Source organism: Tardiphaga sp. 172_B4_N1_3 (assembly GCF_052076035.1).
Lineage (GTDB): Bacteria > Pseudomonadota > Alphaproteobacteria > Rhizobiales > Xanthobacteraceae > Tardiphaga > Tardiphaga robiniae.
Genome location: NZ_CP197238.1, coordinates 2,889,262 through 2,908,464, shown reverse-complemented (window position 1 = coordinate 2,908,464; position 19,203 = coordinate 2,889,262). Strand labels below are relative to the sequence as shown.

At 63.0% G+C, this 19,203-nt stretch carries 18 protein-coding genes; 8 read left to right on the top strand and 10 right to left on the bottom strand.

The window, feature by feature from the left end:
- The first annotated feature begins 159 nt into the window (after positions 1-159).
- On the top strand, positions 160-1,377 hold the full coding sequence (locus AB7783_RS13785; RefSeq protein ID WP_231079972.1) for an ABC transporter substrate-binding protein: 1,218 nt from the start codon (positions 160-162) through the stop codon (positions 1,375-1,377).
- A 236-nt stretch (positions 1,378-1,613) separates the two neighbouring features.
- Here the strand turns inward: AB7783_RS13785 and AB7783_RS13780 are convergent, their stop codons facing one another.
- The 6 genes from AB7783_RS13780 to hpaH form a co-directional block, all read right to left on the bottom strand.
- On the bottom strand, positions 1,614-3,242 hold the full coding sequence (locus AB7783_RS13780) for a thiamine pyrophosphate-dependent enzyme (protein ID WP_441277944.1): 1,629 nt from the start codon (positions 3,240-3,242) through the stop codon (positions 1,614-1,616).
- Between the two features lie 15 nt (positions 3,243-3,257).
- Complete coding sequence (locus AB7783_RS13775; protein WP_441277943.1) at positions 3,258-4,127, bottom strand: fumarylacetoacetate hydrolase family protein; 870 nt, start codon at positions 4,125-4,127, stop codon at positions 3,258-3,260.
- 28 nt (positions 4,128-4,155) lie between these two features.
- Entirely contained in the window at positions 4,156-5,139 is a 984-nt protein-coding gene (hpaD, locus tag AB7783_RS13770; protein ID WP_441277942.1) for a 3,4-dihydroxyphenylacetate 2,3-dioxygenase, read from the bottom strand.
- Between the two features lie 174 nt (positions 5,140-5,313).
- The gene (hpaE, locus tag AB7783_RS13765) at positions 5,314-6,855 is read right to left on the bottom strand and encodes a 5-carboxymethyl-2-hydroxymuconate semialdehyde dehydrogenase (protein WP_441277941.1); all 1,542 of its coding nucleotides are present in this window, start codon (positions 6,853-6,855) and stop codon (positions 5,314-5,316) included.
- Positions 6,848-7,246: a 5-carboxymethyl-2-hydroxymuconate Delta-isomerase gene (locus AB7783_RS13760; RefSeq protein WP_093756551.1), complete on the bottom strand. Its 399-nt coding sequence runs from the start codon at positions 7,244-7,246 to the stop codon at positions 6,848-6,850. Before AB7783_RS13760 ends, hpaE begins: the two co-directional genes overlap by 8 nt.
- Positions 7,247-7,262: 16 nt before the next feature.
- The gene (gene hpaH, locus AB7783_RS13755) at positions 7,263-8,069 is read right to left on the bottom strand and encodes a 2-oxo-hept-4-ene-1,7-dioate hydratase (RefSeq protein WP_441277940.1); all 807 of its coding nucleotides are present in this window, start codon (positions 8,067-8,069) and stop codon (positions 7,263-7,265) included.
- Positions 8,070-8,206: 137 nt separating this feature from the next.
- Here hpaH and hpaR point away from each other — a divergent pair, with 137 nt between their 5' ends.
- The 7 genes from hpaR to AB7783_RS13720 all read left to right on the top strand — a co-directional run bounded on the left by hpaR (position 8,207) and on the right by AB7783_RS13720 (position 15,653).
- The gene (hpaR, locus tag AB7783_RS13750) at positions 8,207-8,728 is read left to right on the top strand and encodes a homoprotocatechuate degradation operon regulator HpaR (RefSeq protein WP_441277939.1); all 522 of its coding nucleotides are present in this window, start codon (positions 8,207-8,209) and stop codon (positions 8,726-8,728) included.
- Between the two features lie 159 nt (positions 8,729-8,887).
- Positions 8,888-10,036, top strand: a complete 1,149-nt coding sequence (locus AB7783_RS13745) for an ABC transporter substrate-binding protein (protein WP_115029792.1) — start codon at positions 8,888-8,890, stop codon at positions 10,034-10,036.
- Positions 10,037-10,281: 245 nt separating this feature from the next.
- Positions 10,282-11,157 carry a branched-chain amino acid ABC transporter permease gene (locus AB7783_RS13740; RefSeq protein WP_439077774.1) on the top strand — a complete coding sequence of 292 codons (876 nt, stop codon included), beginning with the start codon at positions 10,282-10,284 and terminating at the stop codon, positions 11,155-11,157.
- A complete protein-coding gene (locus AB7783_RS13735; RefSeq protein ID WP_089265091.1) occupies positions 11,154-12,932 on the top strand; it encodes a branched-chain amino acid ABC transporter ATP-binding protein/permease in 1,779 nt (592 codons plus the stop codon). The genes AB7783_RS13740 and AB7783_RS13735 overlap by 4 nt, the downstream gene beginning before the upstream one ends.
- A complete protein-coding gene (locus AB7783_RS13730; protein WP_441277938.1) occupies positions 12,932-13,675 on the top strand; it encodes an ABC transporter ATP-binding protein in 744 nt (247 codons plus the stop codon). Before AB7783_RS13735 ends, AB7783_RS13730 begins: the two co-directional genes overlap by 1 nt.
- A 51-nt stretch (positions 13,676-13,726) precedes the next feature.
- Positions 13,727-14,812 (top strand): malate/lactate/ureidoglycolate dehydrogenase, encoded by a 1,086-nt coding sequence (locus tag AB7783_RS13725; RefSeq protein ID WP_441277937.1) that lies wholly within the window; start codon positions 13,727-13,729, stop codon positions 14,810-14,812.
- A gap of 64 nt (positions 14,813-14,876) precedes the next feature.
- A complete protein-coding gene (locus AB7783_RS13720) occupies positions 14,877-15,653 on the top strand; it encodes an HpcH/HpaI aldolase family protein (protein ID WP_068735824.1) in 777 nt (258 codons plus the stop codon).
- Between the two features lie 160 nt (positions 15,654-15,813).
- Here AB7783_RS13720 and AB7783_RS13715 read toward each other — a convergent pair whose 3' ends face one another.
- The 4 genes from AB7783_RS13715 to AB7783_RS13700 form a co-directional block, all read right to left on the bottom strand.
- Entirely contained in the window at positions 15,814-16,344 is a 531-nt protein-coding gene (locus tag AB7783_RS13715; protein WP_441277936.1) for a MarR family winged helix-turn-helix transcriptional regulator, read from the bottom strand.
- A 67-nt stretch (positions 16,345-16,411) separates the two neighbouring features.
- Positions 16,412-17,164, bottom strand: coding sequence for an ABC transporter permease (locus AB7783_RS13710; protein WP_441277935.1), 753 nt, complete (start codon positions 17,162-17,164; stop codon positions 16,412-16,414).
- Positions 17,165-17,166: 2 nt separating this feature from the next.
- A complete protein-coding gene (locus AB7783_RS13705; RefSeq protein WP_441277934.1) occupies positions 17,167-17,988 on the bottom strand; it encodes an ABC transporter ATP-binding protein in 822 nt (273 codons plus the stop codon).
- Positions 17,988-18,956, bottom strand: coding sequence for an ABC transporter substrate-binding protein (locus AB7783_RS13700; RefSeq protein ID WP_441277933.1), 969 nt, complete (start codon positions 18,954-18,956; stop codon positions 17,988-17,990). The genes AB7783_RS13705 and AB7783_RS13700 overlap by 1 nt, the downstream gene beginning before the upstream one ends.
- Between the last annotated feature and the right edge of the window lie 247 nt (positions 18,957-19,203).

Sequence of the window (19,203 nt, the reverse complement as noted above, 5' to 3'; positions counted from 1 at the left end):
TCCCCGCCACTCCAGTTGGAGTGGCTGAGGTTCGCGCAAGTGCGCGCCCCGGAATGACAGTGTGAGGAGACGATTTAATCGATCGATTAAATTTCGCTGGCCAAGGCATTCAGCCGCCATTACGCTTTCCTCAATAAAAACCAGAACGAGGAAACGACAATGACCCGAATGGGCATATTGGCTGCCATTGCTGTTGCTTGCCTGAACGGTTCGGCGCTTGCCGAACCCATCACCAAACCTCTCACCATCGCCGTGCTGAACGATAAGAGTTCGGTATTCTCCGATGCCGGCGGCACCGGCAGCGTGGTTGCGGCGCAGCTTGCGATCGACGATGTCGGCGGCAAGGTGCGTGGCCTGCCGGTGAAACTGCTCGGCCCCGATCATCAGAACAAGACCGATATCGGCGTATCGCTGGCGCGCGATCTCTACGATCAGCAGGGCGTCGATGCGATCTTCGATATCGGCAATTCCGCGATCTCGCTGGCGGTGCAGAACATGGCGCGCGAGCGCGGCAAGGTGCTGGTGCATGTTGGTTCGGCCACGGCCGACGTGTTCGGCAAGCAATGCGCGCCGACCGCCGCGATGTGGCTCTACGACACCTATTCGCTGGCGCAGGGCATCGCCAAGGCCGTGGTCAAGCAGGGCGGCGATACCTGGTATTTCATCACGGCGGATTATGCATTCGGCATCGCCATGCAGGCGGAAGTCTCGAAAGTGGTGGAAGCTGCCGGCGGCAAGGTCCTCGGTGCGGTGAAGCATCCGGTCGGCACGATGGATTTCTCGTCGTTCCTGCTGCAGGCGCAATCCTCTGGCGCCAAGGTGATCGCGCTCGCCAATGCGTCCGGCGACACCGTCACCAATATCAAGCAGGCGCGCGAATTCCAGATCGGCGAGGGCAAGCAGAAGCTCGCCGTGCTGATCTTCTATCTCACCTCGGTGAAGGCGCTAGGCTCGGAGGCCACGCAAGGCGTGCAGTATCTCGAAGGCTATTACTGGGACAATGACGACAAGAGCCGCGAATTCGGCAAGCGCTTCATGGCCAAGCACGGCAAGATGCCGACCCATGCGCAGGCTGGCGTCTATAGCGCGGTGAAGCATTATCTGCGCGCTGCGGAAGCCGCCAACGAGAATGACGGTCTGAAGGTGATGCGTCAGATGAAGGCGATGCCGGTGGATGATTTCTTCGCGCCCGGCGCCCGCGTACGCGAGGACGGCCGGCTGATGAACGACATGCTGCTGGCGGAAGTGAAGAAGCCGTCGGAGGTCAAAGGCGAGTGGGACCTGCTCACCATCAAGGGCAAGGTGAAGGCCGAAGACATCATGCGGCCGATCGCGGATGGCGGCTGCATGCTGCTGGATCCGCCGGTGAAGCAGTAACGCGCTAACCTCTCCCCGCATTTGCGGGGAGAGGTCGACGCGCCTTTCGATGCGCAGCATCGAGGGGCGCGGCGGGTGAGGGGCATCCACTGCAGTCGCTGCGAACTATTCCTCTCGGATCGCACATCTTCGACCCGACAGGTTGAGCATGTGTCCTCTTTCTTGCCTCGCCCCTCACCCGACCGTCTTCGCTACGCTACGCCGGTCGACCTCTCCCCGCGCAGAGCGGGGAGAGGTTAAGAAGGCTTCTTCGGATGAATGAACGCCCACGGACTGACTTCCGAATCGCGCGGGACGTCGATCGCGATCAGATACGGCCCGCCATCGGCCAGTGCCTTTTCCAGCGCCGGCTTGAACTCCGCCGGTGACGTCACCCTGATAGCACCGATGCCGAAGGATTCCGCGAGCTTGACGAAATCCGGATTGACCAGATCGGCGGCGACGACGCGGCCGTCGAACACCTGCAACTGGTCGCGCCGCACATTGCCATAGGCATTGTTGTTGAACACCAGCGTCACCACGCCGATCTTGAATTGCACAGCCGTCGCCAGTTCCTGCACCGCGAACATGAAGCCGCCGTCGCCGGTGATCGCCACCACCGGCCGGTCGGGATGCGCGACCTTGGCGCCGAGCGCTGTGGGAAAACCCGAGCCGAGCGTGCCCTGATAGCCCGAGGTGATGAAGGTGCGCGGCTGGTAGACCGGAAAGCCGAACCATGAGGTGAAGCCGACCTGCGACAGCTCGTCGGTGACGATGGCGTTGTCCGGCAGCACATCGCGCAGGATGTCGAGATAGGCCATCTGCGGCTGGATCGCCTTGATATCTTTCTGCGCTTTCGCCGAGGCTGCGCGGATGATCTCGCGGCGGCCTGAGGTCTTCGTGTATCCGGCCTTGCTTACGGCGGCGACCAGCGCGCGCGTTCCTTCTGTCGCATCGGCAACGATCGGCGCATCGACCGTGAGCCGTCTGAATTCGACGGGATCGATATCGATACGAATAGACTTCAGCCCCTCCGGCCGGAACGGCCAGCGGAACGTGGTCGGCAATTCCATCCGCGAGCCGATGCCGATCATCAGATCGGTCTGCGGCCACAGATTATAGGCGGCGGCCATGGTGAGGCCGAGCTCATGGGCATTGCTGACAATGCCGCGGCCGGAGCGGAACGCGACCACGGGCGCGTCGATCATCTCGGCGAGTGCGAGGATGTCGTCGCCTGCGTCCATCGCGCCCGCGCCGACGAAGATCATCGGCGATTTGCTCCCCTTGATCAGAGCGGCTGCGGCCTTGATGCGATCAGGATCGGGCTGCGGCGCGGCGAACGGTTCAAACGTCGTCGCTGCAGCGGTTTCCGCGCGCTGCGTGAACACATCCCATGGCATTTCCAGCGCCACGGGACCGCGGCGGCCGGACATCATCTCCTGAAATCCGCGCGCCACTTTTGTCGGCGCGTCCGCAGGATAGTCGATGCGCTCTGCCCACTTGACGAAGCTTCTGAGCGTCGCGAGCTGGTCGGGCATCTCATGCAGATGACCGCGGCCCTTGCCGAGATAATCCGTTGGCACCTGACCGGTGAGGCACATCACCGGCTCATTGCAGCCGAAGGCGGTCAGCATCGCCGCGCTGGCATTGAGAATGCCCGGGCCGGGCACCACGCTGAACACGCCGGGCTTGCCGGAGGCGCGGGCATAGCCGAACGCCATGTAGCCGCAGGCCTGTTCGTGGCGTGCGCCGATGACGTTCAGCTTCGCCTGATGAAAGGCGTCGAACAGGCCATAGACCTGCGCGCCCGGCAGGCCGAAGATCGTGTCGATGCCGTGCGCCTTGAGCCCGCTGACGATGGCTTCGCCACCGGTGAGAACAGTCATGCGTATTCCAATCCGTTAGTGTTCGTCGACGACGCCATTGCGCAGCGTCCCGATGCCATCCGCTTTGATCTCGATCACATCGCCAGGGACAAGATAGCGTGGCGGATCGAAGCGCGCACCGGCGCCGGTCGGCGTGCCGGTGACGATCACGTCGCCGGGCACGAGTGTCGTGAAGGTCGAGATATAGCTTAGGAGATAGCGGAAGCCGAACATCAGCCGCGAGGTGCGATCATCCTGCCGCAGCTCGCCGTTGACATGCGTGGTGAGGCGGATGTCAGCGATCTGGCTTTCGTCGGTATAGGGCACGATCCATGGCCCGAGACTGCCGGTGGAGTCGAAATTCTTGCCTTGGGTGACGTTGAACTTGGCGTGCCGCACCCAGTCGCGGATGGTGCCTTCGTTGCAGAGCGTCAGCGCAGCGATGTGGTCCAGCGCATCGCCCTCGGCGATGTGGCGCCCGGCCTTGCCGATCACCAGCACCACTTCGCCTTCATAGTCTAGCTGCCTGGATACGCGCGGCCGCACCAGTGGCGCCTCATGCCCGACGAAGGAGCTTGGCGTGCGCATGAACATCGAGGGATATTTCGGCGCGTCCTGACCGTCCTTGTATTCGGCGTTGCGGTCCGGATAGTTGACGCCGATGCAGATGATCTTTTCCGGGGCGGGGATCGGCGGCTGCCAGGTGATGCTCTCCAATGCAAAATCGGCAGGCTGGTTGGCAGCGGCATCTGCGAGCCGGTGCAAGGCCCCATGGGTGATGGCCTCGCGCAGCGTCGGATAATCCCCGCCGTAGCGCGCGGACAGATCGACGATCCCATCGTCGGCGACGGCGCCGTATTTCAGGGCTCCGTTGACGGTGAAGGTGGCGAGGCGGGAGTGGGTCATCGCGCGTGTTCCTCACACTCTATTGTCATCAATCCGCAATCGTCACATCCGCCACGAAAGCCGGCTCACGCACGGCCTGCCCATTGAACGGCGAGCCTTGTTCAAACCACGAGCGCGGGGCAGGCGCGCCCCAAAGAGTCTGCCGGCGTGGGTCCTTCAGCGACCAGCGCAGCGGCTCGTGGTCGGTGTCCATGGTCTGGTAGTCTGACGTGTAGAGCTCGAGGCGATGGCCGTCGGGATCGCGCACATAGAGGAAGAACGCATTGGAGATGCCGTGGCGGCCGGGGCCACGTTCGAGGTTCTTCAGATAGCCCGATGACGCCATCACGTCGCAGAGATGCAGGATGTTCATCGCGGTCGGCACCCAATAGGCGAAGTGGTGCAGCCGCGGCCCCTTGCCATTGGTGATGGCGAAGTCGTGCACATTGCCCTTGCGATGCATCCAGGCAGCGGCGATGCGGCCGCCTTCGCCGTCCTCCTCGCCATATTCGGTCAGCCGGAAGCCGAGCCGCGCATAGAAGTCGACGGTGTCCTGCACCTCGGCGGCGAAGACGTTGAAATGATCGAGCCGCTGCGGATGGCAACCCTTGTAAAGATCGAAGCGGCGGAGCAGATGCGGGCGCTTCTCCATGGTCGCATAGAGTTCGATCTGGAAGCCGAACGGATCGGTGACATGCATCGTGCGGCCCTGAAACGGGCGCTCGACGAAGGAATAGGTGACGCCGTTGGCGGCGAACCAGGCGGCGGCCTTGTCGAGATCGTTCTCGCTGGCGACGCGGAAGCCGAGCCGGTGACAGGCGGCCGTAGCCGCCTTGCGCAGCACCAGCGAGTGATGCTGGTGCTCCTCGACGGCGCGCAGATACACCGTCTCGCTGTCGGCGTCCTCGACATGCAGACCGACCGCGTTCTCATAGAATGCGCGGCTGGCCTTGAGATCAGTGACATCCAGCACGACGTGGCTGGAGCGCAGGATGTTGAAGGGCGGATCGAACACGTGGGTCGGCACGGGCATGGGCGTTTCCTGCGTTTTTATCTCGTCATTCCGGGGCGCGTGCGCACTAGCGCACGTGAACCCGGAATCCCGATATGTTCATCACTTCTCGATGCCGGGCGGTTCAGAGGGGGATGAACCGCACGAGATTCCGGGTTCACGTGCGTAAGGGCGCACGTGCCCCGGAATGACAGTCTAGATACCGAGGCGCTGTATCTTATGCGTCCCGCGCGCGAGCGAGACGTGTTTGGTTTCCATGTAGAACTCGAACGAATAGTCGCCGCCGTCGCGGCCGATGCCGGAGGCTTTCATGCCGCCGAATGGCGTCGGCAGGTGGCGGACATTTTCTGAATTGAGCCAGATCATGCCGGCCTCCAGCGCGTCGGCCACGCGCAGCGCGCGGCCCACGTCATTGGTCCAGACATAGCCGGTGAGGCCGTATTGCACGGCGTTGGCGATCTCAATGGCTTCAGCTTCGTTGCTGAACGGGATCACCGTGAGGAACGGGCCGAACACTTCCTCCTGTGCCACGCGCATGTCCTTGTGCGCGCCAGTCACCAGCGTCGGCTGCACGTAATGACCGCCGCCGGGGCCGTCATGCGGCTTGCCGCCGACGGCGATGGTCGCGCCGTCCTGCCGTGCGATGTCGAAATAGCTGCACACCTTGGCGTGATGCCGCTCATGGATCAGCGGACCGACTTCGGTCCGGGGATCGAGCGGATGCCCGACCTTTAGCGCCTGCACGCGGGCCGTGAGCTTCTCGATGAATGTATCGGCAATGCTCGCCTGCACCAGCAACCGGCTGGACGATGTACACCGCTCGCCATTCAGCGAATAGATCATGAACACCACGGCATCAAGCGCGCGGTCGAGGTCCGCATCGTCGAACACGATCACGGGATTCTTGCCGCCGAGTTCGAAATGCACGCGCTTCAGCGTCGGCGCGCCCTGCGCCATGATCGCGGAGCCGGTGGCGCTCTCGCCGACGAATGCGATGGCCTTGATGGCCGGGTGTTCGGTCAGCGCCTTGCCGGACTCTTCGCCGAAGCCGTGCACGGTGTTCAGCACGCCGTCGGGAAGTCCGGCCTGCTTGGCGAGCTTTGCGAGGAGATCCGCCGTGACCGGCGACCATTCGGCCGGCTTGTGCACCACCGTGCAACCGGCGGCCAGCGCCGGCGCGATCTTCCAGGTCGATAGCATGAACGGCGTGTTCCACGGCGTGATGACACCGACCGGGCCGATCGGCACGCGAGTCGAGACATTCCAGTGCTCATCCGCCGGCATGTTCTGGCCGTCGCGCGCCTCCAGGCATTTGTCGGCATAGAAGCGGAAATTCTCGGCGCCGCGGATCGCGGCCTTGGCCATGAAGCGATGCGCCTGGCCGGTGTCGATACATTCCAGCACAGCGATGTCGTCGGCATTGTCCTCGATGGCATCGGCGACGCGGTGCAGCAGCTTCTTGCGCGTGGTCGGCGCCATGTCGCGCCATTCTCTGAAGGCGCGATGGGCGGCCTTGGCGGCACTGTCGATATCCGCTGCCGTGCCGCGCGCGACCTGTGCCAGCACGGTGCCATCGATCGGCGATGTCGTCTCGAACACCTCCCCCGACGATGACGGCACGATCCGGCCATCGATAATATTGCCGATGCCGTCGGCCTTGAGTGTCTTCAGCAGCGGCGCGGCGCGCTCGGTGTTGGCCTGAAGGACAGCGGCGGGATCGGTAGGAGTCTTAGCCATTGTTGGCCTCGGCTTTCAGCAGGTCGTGAATGGGATTGCGCTTCCAGCTGGTCGCGCTGTCGTTGATCTGCATGTCGAAGGACAGCGCAAATCGGCCGCCGGCGAAAACATTGTCGAGATGGGTCGAGACCACATCGAAGATATGCGCACCTGCCGTCTGGCGAGCCTCGAGCGAGCGGCCTTCGCCGATCCGCAGCAGGATATCGAGAAAGCTGAGGCCGGCGCGGCCGTCGGCGATGGCATAATGCTCGCAGCGGATCGCGCGGACGCGGATGCCGCCGAGCGGGAAGATGCCGGTCTGCACCGCAGCATTGCGGATGACCTCGCAGAGCGCGCTGATATCGATCGCGCCGTCGAGATTGGCCGAATATTCGATGGTGAAATGCGGCATTGTGCGTGATCCCTGTTCAGCCGAAGTAGCAGCTCACGGTGCCCCATGGGCCATAGTCCGCCTGGATCGTGTCGCCTTTGCGGGTCTCGATGGGGCGAATGAACGAGCCGGCGAGAACGACCTGACCGGGTTCCAGCGCTAGCCCATGCGGCGCGATCTTGTTGGCCAGCCAGGCGACGCTGGTGGCGGGATGATTCAGCACACCAGCGGCCAGGCCGGTTTCTTCGAGCTGGCCGTTGCGATGGCACATGGCGCCGACCCAGCGCAGATCGGTCTCCAGCGGACGCATCGGTCGGCCGCCCAGCACGATCCCGGCATTCGCCGCATTGTCGGCGATGGTGTCGAAAATCTTTCGCGTGGCTTTCGTCGCCGCATCGACGCGCTCGACGCGGGTATCGAGAATTTCCAGCGCTGGGACCACGAAGTCGGTGGCATTGAGCACGTCGAACATCGTGCAATCCGGGCCTGTGAGCCGCGTCTTCATCACGAAAGCCAGCTCGGCCTCGACCCGGGTTGCGATGAAGCGATCGGTGGGAACGATGCCGCCATCGGCGAAGAACATGTCATCGAGCAGCACACCGGAATCCGGTTCGTCGATATTCAGCGCGCTCTGCATCGCCTTGGAGGTGAGGCCGATCTTGTGGCCGCGCACGACGCGGCCTTCACCGGTCTTGATTGCAATCCAGGCTTTCTGGATCGCATAGGAATCGTCGATGGTGATGCCGGGATGATCCAGCGACAGTTGCCGGATCTGCGTCCGCGTCTTCTCGGCGTGATGCAGGCGCTCTGCCGCGCTTGATATGTCTGAAGAGGTGAGTGCCATCGGGTCGTCATCCCGCGCAGAAAAGCCGCGCGACAAAGTGATTAACATGTTAAGTTGTTGCGATCAAACCCCGGCCGTGACAATTCGATTGTGCGTTGCACACTGCGGTGCGCCAGAATCATCCTATAGAGGCGATCATGACAACAGCATCAAAGCCACGGACCGCCGCCAAGGTCGCTGCGAAAATCCCGATGCGCGACTTCTCACAGTCGCTGCCGATGTCGCTGCTGCGAACGCGGGAATCGGTGATGCGACATTTTCGCCCATCGCTGCGGGCGCATGATCTCACCGAACAGCAATGGCGCATCCTGCGCGCGCTGGCGGCGTCGGGCGAGATCGAGGTGACGGAACTCGCGCGCGTCGCCTTCCTGCTGGGGCCGAGCCTGTCGCGCATCCTGCGCGATCTCGAAGGGCGCAAGCTGATCGAGCGGCGCTTGCTGAAGGCCGATTTGCGCCGCAGCATTGTCTCGATCACGTCAAAGGGATTGAAATTGATCGAAGCTGTCGCGCCCACATCGGAGGCAATCTATGCCGAGATGACGAAGCGCTTCGGTGCGCGCAAATTGTCGGATCTGCAGGCCTTGTTGCATGAGCTGGAAGCCGCGCTGCTGGCCATGCCTGCAGCCGACGGCGCGGATGGCGATGACACGGGTGAATAACTGATCTGCATATTTTTGCGGCAAGGCCGTCGCACGTCACGCGAGCGTTAATTCGTCGTACGAATTTCGCTGGGCTGTAGACAGGAGAAGAATTTTTCGCTCAACTCCCGCCATCAAAAGAAGGCTGGCGCTCAAGTCCGGCCTCTTAGGGAGAGAACGATGACGCTCACGAGACGTGGATTCACGGCAGGATTGGCCGCTGGTCTGACCGCCCCCTACATCATTGGCAGCGCGCGCGCCCAGGGCGGCGGAACGATCAAGATCGGCATGTGCGCGCCGATTACGGGACCGGCGGCGGAAGCGGGCAAATATGCGACCGGCGGCGCCAAACTCGCAGTCGAGGCCATCAACAAGGCGGGCGGCATCCTCGGCAAACAGATCGAACTGATCATCGAGGACGACCAGACCACCAATCCCGGCATCGTGCTGGCCTTCTCCAAGCTTGCTGCCAATCCCGACATCGTCGGTTTCCTCGGTTCGATCCGCTCGACTCAGGTGCATGCGATGGCGCCTGACGTGCTCAAGCTCGGCAAGCCTGTAATGTTCGGCGGTACCGATCCGAACCTCACCAAGCTCGGCAATCCCTGGCTGTTCCGTTTTCGTCCGAATGACAGCTATTCCGGCCGCGTCATCGCCGAATATGGCGTCAAGAATCTCGACAAGAAGAAGTGGGCTGTGCTGCATTCGACCGATGCCTTCGGCACCGCGGGAGGCAAAGCGCTGACCGAAGCGCTCGGGCCGCTGGGTGCAACCGTCGCGCTCGATCAGGGCTATGCCAATCAGAGCCAGGATTTCACGCCGGTCGTGCTCGCGATCAAGCAGTCCGGCGCCGACATTCTCGGCTCATACTTCACCTTCGAAAACGATCTCGGCATTTTTGCCCGTCAGCTGCGTCAGCTCGGCGTCAACATTCCGTGGGTCGGCTCACCCTCGATCGTCAACGTCACCGCATTGAAGCTCGCCGGTCCCGCGCTGTACGGCACCTATGGCGTCGCCGATTACGCGGAAGATTCCTCCGAGGCGTCGAAGGCCTTCGGCAAGGCTTACCGCGATGCCTACAAGGTCGCGCCGGATAACCAGAGCTCGTGGCCGTATGATGCGATCAACGTTCTGGCCATGGCCATCAAGAATGCCGGTTCGACCGATCCGCAGAAGATCCGCGAGGCCATCGTCGCCATCAAGAAATATCCGGGCGCCGAAGGCGAATACAACTTCGACAAGAACGGCGACGGTCTGCACGGCTACAACATCGTGAAGAACGAGAAGGGCAACATCGTTTTCGACAAGCACATCGAATTCGATAACTGACGGTGAGGGCCGTCGACCGATGGCCTAAATCGTCATCCCGGGGCACGCGCGTCTTCCGCGCGTGAACCCGCCACACCGTTGTCATTCCGGGGCGCGAGCGCCGTCAGGCGGTCGCGCCCCGGAATCCCGAAATGTTCAGCGCCTGTTGCCGCGCTCACCATGTCGAGATTCCGGGTCTGCGCCGAAGCGGGCGCATCCCGGAATGACGAGTTCTTGGCAAAATCACCTCCCACCGAGCGCGCCTGATGGATCTGGTACTGCAGTTACTGTTTACGGGAGTCGGCATCGGAGCCGTCTATGCGCTGGTCGCGCTGGGCTTCGTGCTGATCTTCCGCGCCACCAACGTCGTCAATTTCGCGCAGGGCGAGTTCTCGATGGTCGCCGCCTATCTCATGGTGGTCTGCGCCGTCGATCTGGAACTGCCTTACTGGCTGTCCTTCATCATTGCGCTCGCCGGCATGGCGATCATCGGCGTCATCTTCAATCTCGGCGTCTATTATCCGCTGCGTCACCGCACCTATCTGCCTGTGATCATCGCCACCATCGGCGCCTCGATCCTGATGGCCAATGGCGTGCTGGCGCTGTACGGCCCGCAGCCGCAGGTGCTGCCGGGCTGGTTCGATACGCCCGGCATCCAGCTCGGTCCGGTCTATCTCGACAGCCAGTATCTGCTGATCATCGTGGTCACCATCGCGCTGGTGATCTTCAATTACTGGTTCTTCGAACACACGATGATCGGCAAGAAGCTGCAGGCGACCTCGCAGGACAAGGAGATGGCGTCGCTGCTCGGTATTTCCGTCTCGACCATGATCATGGTCACTTTCATCTATTCGGCCGTGCTCGGCGGTCTCGCCGGGCTTCTGGTCGCGCCGATCCTGTTCGTGTCGATCCAGATGGGCTCCACCATCGCGCTGAAGGCGTTTGCAGCTACCATCATCGGCGGCTTCGGCGATGTCACCGGCGCCATCATCGGCGGTCTCGCGCTCGGGATCATCGAGACATTTGGCGCCGCCTATATCTCCGTGCCCTACAAGGACGGCTTCGCCTTCCTCGTGCTGGTGCTGTTCCTGGTGTTCCGTCCGCAGGGCATCTTCGGCGAACGTGTCGCGGAGAAAGCATGAGCACCTCCAGCGACAACATCCCGGCAGTGGTCATCACGCGTCCGAAACCGCTGCTGCTGCGTCACGCGCCGTATTTCATCGGCGCGGCTATCGTGGTCTTCCTCGCCGCGTCGATGCAGTTCGACGGCTACATCCTCAACATCCTGATGCAGGCCACCACTTTCGCCATCGCCGTGTTCGGCCTGTCGGTGGTGCTCGGCCTGTGCGGCCAGATCAATCTGGCGCAGGCGGCGTTCTTCGGCTTCGGCGCCTATGCGGTCGGTATCGGCACCACGGACTATCAGCTCAGCTACTGGCTGTGTCTGGTGGCGGGCTGCGTGATGGCGCTGGTCGCCGGCGCGGTGCTCGGCCTGTCGACGCTGCGACTCGGTGGCCACTATCTCGCGATGGTGACGATCTCGTTCCAGCAGATCGTCACGCTGGTGATGATCAATGCGATCTGGCTCACCAAGGGGCCTGACGGCGTGTCGAAGATCGGACGTCCGTCGCTGTTCCTGTCGTCGCAGTCCTATCTCGCTTTCTGCGTCGCGATGCTTGCTCTGGTCGGTTATATCGTCTGGCATCTTCCGGAGACGCGGCTCGGCCGCGCCATGCGCGCGGTGCGCGACAACGAACTCGCAGCCGGCGTCAACGGCATCGATGTGTTCCGCACCAAGGTCTATGCCTTCGCCATATCGGCTGTGCTCGGCGGTCTCGGTGGCGGCCTGTTCGCCGGCGGCTTCGCCTATATCAGTCCGGATCAGTTCTCCTTTGCTGAGTCCATCGTGTTCCTGACCATGTCGCTGCTCGGCGGTGTGGCGTCGCCGATCGGCTCGGCCATCGGCACGGGCCTTCTGATCCTCATTCCGGAATGGCTGCGCTTCCTCAAGAGTGTGCCCGGCCTCTATCTGGCTATCTACGGCCTGTCGGTGATCCTGATCATTCGCTTCATGCCCGACGGCATCTGGGGCTTTGTCACCGCGGCCTATGATCGCATGCGCAGCAGCAAGAAGGTGGCTGTGACCAGCGCGCCGCTGCAGCTCAAGCCGGCGGCGACCGGCGGCGACATGGTGCTCGAAGTCACCGGCCTGTCGAAACATTTCGGCGGGTTGAAAGCCGTCGATCAGGTCGACATATCCGTGCGCCGCGGCGGCGTGCATGCGCTGATCGGCCCCAACGGCTCCGGCAAGACCACGACGCTCAACGTGCTGTCGGGTCTCTACAACGCGACCTCAGGCAAGGTGGTGCTGGACGGCACCGACGTCACCACGATGCCGCCGCATCTGCGCGCAGCAGCGGGGCTCGGCCGCACCTTCCAGAACATCCGCCTGTTCCGCTCGATGACCGCACTGGAAAACGTCATCATCGGCGCCGAGCGTCCGGGCAATACGCTCACCGGCAAGGGCGATGAAGCCGCGCTGACCGAGCGGGCGCTAGCAGCACTGACCTTCGTTGGCCTCGGCCCGCGCGCCATGGAGCTGATCTCCAGCTTCTCCTACGGCCATCAGCGCCTGATCGAGATCGCGCGCGCACTGGCGGCGAACCCGACGCTGCTGTTGCTGGACGAGCCCGCTGCCGGCCTCAATTCGACCGAGAAGCTCGAACTGCATGAACTGCTCAAGCGCATCGCCGCGCAGGGGCTGACCATCCTGATCATCGATCACGACATGACGCTGGTGTCGGAAGCAGCCCAGCATATCACCGTGCTGAATTTCGGACGGCGTATTGCCGATGGCGAGTCGATGGCGGTGCTCCGCCATCCCGACGTCGTCTCGGCCTATCTCGGAACAGACTGATGCCGCTGCTTGAAATCAACGATCTCAATGTCCGTTACGGCGAAATCGTCGCGCTCCGCGGTGTGTCGTTCAATGTCGAGGAAGGGCAGGTGGTGACGCTGCTCGGTGCCAACGGTGCCGGCAAGTCGACCACGCTGCGTGCGATCTCCGGTCTCGCCAAGCCAGCATCCGGCGACATCCTGTTCGACGGCAAGTCCATTGCAGGTTTGGGCCCGGAAGCCATCGTGCGGATGGGCATCTCCCATGTGCCGGAGGGCAGGCGGGTGTTTCCCGGCCTGACGGTGAAAGAGAACATCATGCTCGGGGGCTCCAACCGCAAAGCGAGCAAGTCCGAATTGTCTGGTGAAGCCGACGCGATGTTCGACCTGTTTCCCGACATACGGAAATTCTCTGGTGCGCTCGGCTGGACGCTGTCCGGTGGTCAGTTACAGATGGTCGCCGTCGCGCGCGGGTTGATGGCCAAGCCGCGGTTGCTACTCCTGGACGAGCCGTCGCTCGGCCTCGCGCCGGTCATCGTGCAAGCGGTGTTCCGCATCATCACGGAAATCCGCCTCTCCACCACGGTCTTGCTTGTGGAGCAAAATGCGCGCATGGGACTATCCGTCGCCGATCAGGGCTACGTGCTGGAAACCGGCCGTATCGTGCTCGGCGGCAAGCCGGAGGATCTCTGGGCCAACGAGGCCATCGCGGCCGCCTATCTCGGCGGTCATGGCAAACCTGCAGCGGGTCTTGCGGCCCATTGAGGGCTTGCACCGACGGCCTCGCTGCCCATCAACAAGGACGAATGTCCCGCCATGGTTACAGTTCAAGTCAACAAGCTCATCGATTTCGTCGCCGACGTGTTCACCCATGCCGACTCTTCTCCGGAAGAAGCCCGGCGCATCGCGACCTATCTCACGACAGCGAACCTCACCGGCCATGACAGCCACGGCGTCATCCGCGTGCCGGTCTATATCCGCTGGCGCAATAACGGGATGATCACCCCGAACCAGACCATCGAGATCCCCGTCGATACGCCGTCGCTCGCCGTCGTCGATGGCCGCTTCGGCTATGGCCAGACGGTCGGCCCGCAGGCGGTCAGGCTCGGCATCGAGAAGTGCAAGGCGGCCGGTCTCTCCGCCATCGCCACCAAGAATTCCGGTCACATCGGCCGCATCGGCGACTGGGCCGAGATGGCCGCGGCCGAGGGCCTGGTCTCGATCCATTTTGTCACCGCGGCAGGCTCCGTGCTGGTCGCGCCCTATGGCGGTGTCGAGCGTCGCCTCTCCACCGCTCCCTATTGCGTCGGCATTCCGCGTCCCGGACAGATGCCGGTGGTGCTGGATTTCGCGACCTCGGTTGTTGCCGAAGGCAAGGTGCTGGTCGCCTCGCGCGGCGGCAAGAAGCTGCCGAAGGGCGCGCTGATTGCGCCCGACGGCACGCTGAGCGAAGATCCGGCGCTGCTTTACGGCCCGCATGAGATGCAAGGTCCGCGCGATCACTCCAAGGGCACCGGCGCGATCCGCGCCTTCGGCGATCACAAGGGCTCGGGCCTCGCGCTGATCTGCGAATTGCTCGGGGGAGCGCTCACCGGCAACGGTGCCACCAAGTATGATCGGCCATTCGCCAATGGCATGTTCTCGATCTATATCGATCCGAAGGTGATCGACCCCGCGAACTTCTTCGATGGCGAAGTCGCGCGCTATGTCGACTTCTTCAAGAGCGCCAAGCCGGCCGCTGGCGTCGATGCGGTTCTGATCCCCGGCGACAACGAAGCGAAGACTCGCGCCGAGCGCACCGCCAATGGCGTGCCATTGCCGGATGAGACCTGGGCTGCCATCGTGCAGACCGCCCGCGACGTCGGCGTGAGCGAAGAAGCCGTGAAGAAGGCGACGTCGTAATTTCTCGAACTCAACTCTGCTGCACTCAAGTCATCACTACCAACCAAAAGAAGGACCATCGACGATGGCAAACAAAGTCAAGGAAATCTGGAAGGCGGGCAAGGTCGCCGTCAACGGCTGGCTCGCGATTCCGTCGGGCTTCTCTGCCGAAGTGATGGCGCAGTGCGGTTTCGACAGCGTCACCGTGGATATTCAGCACGGCGTGCAGGACTACATGTCGATGGTGGAGTGCTTCCAGGCGATGGGTGCGCATCCGGTGACGCCGATGGTCCGCGTGCCATGGAACGAGCCCGGCATCATCGGCAAGGTGCTCGATGGCGGCGCCTATGGCGTGATCTGCCCGATGGTCAACACCAAGGAAGAAGCCGAAAACTTCGTGCAGTATTGCAAGTATCCGCCGCGCGGCACCCGCAGCAACGGCCCGATCCGTTCCGGCATGTATGGCGGTGCTGGCGACTACCAGAAGACGGCGAATGCCGACATCATCTGCCTGCCGATGCTGGAAACCAAGACCGCGGTCGACAACATGGAAGCCATTCTCGATGTCGAAGGCATCGATGGTGTCTATGTCGGGCCGTCCGACCTCGGCTTCTCCTATGGCCTCGTGCCGAAGCTCGATCGCGAGGAGCCGGAGATCCTCAAGATCTACGACAAGCTCATCAAGGAATGCGACAAGCGCGGCCTCAATCCCGGCATCCATTGCTCGGGCCCGGTCGGCGCCGCCAAGAACATCGGCATGGGCTTCAAGCTGGTGACACTGCTCAACGACAGCGGCATTCTCGCCACCGGCGCGAAGAGCTGGGTCAATGACACCCGCAAGGGCTCGGGCGGCAAGGCGTAAAGCGGAAGGCTCTCTTCCCTCTCCCCTTGTGGGAGAGGGTGGATCGCCGCGAAGCGGCGAGACGGGTGAGGGGTAGCCACAAGCTCCGAGCCCGGCCGGACCCCTCATCCGTCACGGCCTTCGGCCGTGCCACCTTCTCCCACAAGGGGAGAAGGAAGGATCACTCCACCACCGGCGCCGTGTCTGTTTTGATCTCGCTCTGCCGGCCGTCGATCACATCCGCAAAACGCATCAGCTCCTGCATCAGCAACTGCTGCCCTTCGAGTCCGAGCGGTGCCAACAACTCCCGCTGCACGTCGAACACCCGCGGAATCGCTTCGTTGATGACGGTCTCGCCCGCGGAGGTGAGCTGAACACGCAGCGTGCGGCGGTCATTCGGCTCCGGTAGCCGCGCCAGGTAGTTCTGCGCTTCCAGCTTGTTGAGCCGGCTGGTCAGGCCTGCGCCACTGAGCAGCAGTGATTGGGCGATCTGCTTCGGCGACAGGCTGTAGGGCGCGCCAGCGCGGCGCAGCGCCGTCAGCACGTCATAGGTGCCGCGCGTCAGTTCGAAGGGCGCGAGCGCCTCGTCGATGAGGGCCGTACATTGCATCTGAATCCGGCCGATCAGACCGTAGATGTGCACCGGGCTGGGGTCGATATCCGGCCGCTCCGTCTGCCACTGCGAGAAAATGGCATCGACCTGTTCGCGCATTGCCGCGCGCGCGCGCGTCGGACGACGCGAGGGTGGTTTCGATCCAGATGTCTCGTCAGTCATGGCGTCACGGCGTCCAGTCGATCACACGTCGTTCGATAAACTCGATGCCGTGAAACAGCGCAATACTTAGCACGGTGAGCAGCGCGATGGCGGCGAAAGCGAGCGGCGTCTGCGACTGCGCGGTGGAGGTCAGGATCAGATAGCCGAGCCCGTCCTGCGCGGCGACGAATTCGCTGATCACAGCGCCGATCACGGCGAAGGTCACCGCCACCTTGCAGCCGGTGAAGAAGTGCGGCAGCGCCACGGGAACGCGCAGCCGGCGGAACACCATATGCGGCGAGGCGCCGAGCGAGCGCATCAGGTCGAGCATGGTCTTTGGCGCAGCCTCGAAACCGGCGACCATGTTGACGAGGATCGGGAAGAAGCAGACCAGCACCACGACCAGGATCTTCGGCCATTCCGAGAGGCCGAACCACAGGATGATCAGCGGCGCCACGGCGACCTTCGGCACCGACTGCAGGCCGAGCAGGATCGGATAGATGATCCGGCGCGCCAGTGGATTGAGGCTGATCAGGATCGCCAGCGGCAGCGACAGCGCGATCGCCAGCACGAAGCCGAGCACCGTTTCACGGAGCGTTACTAGCGTATTGGAGGCAAGCTCCGGCGCCCACTTCACGGCTGAATGATAGATCTCCAAAGGCGCCGGCAGGATCCAGGTCGGAATCTTCAGGGCGTCGCAGATGAGTTCCCAGCCGATCAATAGCGCCAGATAGATCAGCGGCGTGGCGGCGCGGTCGATGAAGCGCGAGAAGGACATGATCAGCCACCCGTCCGGTTGAAGATGACGTCGCGGATCTGGTTCTTGATCTCCTGGAAGCGCGGCAGCTTCACGGTGTCGGCATCGCGCGGACGCGGCAGATCGATGGTGATGTCGGCACGGATGGTGCCGGGGCGTTCCGACATGATCAACACCCGGTCACCGAGCAGGATCGCCTCCTCGATATCGTGGGTGATGAGCAGCGCGGCACGGCCCAGTTCCTGCCAGAGGCGCGAGAGTTCGAGCGACAATTCCTCGCGAGTGAGCGCGTCGAGCGCGCCAAAGGGTTCGTCGAGGAGTAGCAGGCGCGGATCGGAGATCATGGCGCGGCAGAAGGCGGCGCGCTGCTTCATGCCGCCGGACAGTGCCTGCGGGCGCTGATGGGCGAAATCCTTCAGGCCGGTGAGTTCGAGCAGCTTCAGCGCACGCTCGCGCGCGGCGGCTTTCGGCAGCGCCAGCACGTCGGCGGGAAGCAATACGTTGTCGAGCACGCTGGTCCATGGAAACAGCACGTGCTCCTGAAACACGATGCCGACTTCATGCGACGGGCCGTCGAGCGGCGTGCCATAGCGCTGCATGGTGCCGGTGTCCGGCATTTCCAGCCCTGCAACGAGGCGCAGCAGCGTGGACTTGCCGCAGCCTGATGGGCCGACCACCGAGACGAAACTGCCGGGATCGATGCGCAGATCAACCGGGCCGAGTGCATGCGTGGCTTTGCCGTCGCGCCCGGGATAGGTCTTGATGACGCCCTTGAGGTCGATCGCAGGAACCACCGCCGCGGCAGTCCGCGACGGCGCATCATTGTGTGCGGGGATCGCCGTCATCAGTCGATGAAGCCCGGCGCGAACAGGTCTTCCGGTTTCACGGGATTCTTCAGCGTGAAGTTGGCCGACATCACATCGACGGTGCTGGCGATGCTCTTCGGCTCGATATGGCCGAGCGATCCCTTCACCTCCGCGAGTTCCTTCACCAGCCTGGTCTCGCCTTCGATCACGGCAGGTGCGAGCTCCTTCTGATACTTCGCCATGATGGAGGCGGCTTCCGCCGGATTGGCGAAGGCGTCCTTCATGCCCTTGATGGTGGCGCGGACGAAGGCCTTCACCTGATCCGGGCTCTTCGCGATCATCTCCTCGGAGGCGATCAGGCCGTTGCCGTAATAATCGAGATTGGAGTCGGCGTAATTGATGCGGGTGACTTCCTTCGGCGCCACGGCTGCTGCAATCAGCGGCTCGCCGACCGAGAACTGGCAGATCGCATCCGCGCGGCCATTGGCGAGCAGCGACGGCAGCGCCGAGCCTTCGGCGACCACCCACTTCACCTTGCTGGCGTCGATGCCGGCGGCCTTGGCGAAAGCCGGGAACAGCAGGCGCACCGAGCTTGATGCGGTGTCGGCGACGGTCTTGCCTTCGAGATCCTTCGGCGAATTGATGCCGCTGCCCTTGATGGCGAAGATCGCCTGCGGCGGCTTCGCATAGACCACGGAGACCAGCTTCACCGGCACGCCGTCATTGCCGCGCGCCAGCACCAGCGAACCGGCATCGGCGAAGCCGAAGGTCGCGACGCCGGCAGCAACCTTCTTGATGGCGTCGGCCGAGCCCTGGCCGCGCACGAAGGTCACGTCGAAGCCCTCGGCCTTGTAGTAGCCCTTCTCGCGGGCGACGTAGAAATAAGCGTGGCGGCCGTTGAAGCCGAAATCGGTGATGAAATTGATCTCGGCAGCCTGCGCGGTGGAGACGCCGGCCGTAGCCAGGGTCGCGAGCAGGGCGGCGGTGAGGCGAGCGCGGAATTTCATGGTCTGACCTTCAGTGGCGGGTGAGGAGGAGGCCGGCTTTCGGTGCGCAAGCGGCGCGTTCAAATTCATTCGCAATCGAATAAATCCTAAGGGCGGCCTTGATGAAGATCAACGGCGGCGCTGCCCAAAAACTCACCGCGAACAACAAAAAATAGCGAAAAATAAACGCATATCGCTCGTTTCTGAGGCGGCTCAGGCCGTCGCTTGACAGTCGCGATCGGCCCGTTCTATGCGAAATCATTCGCTA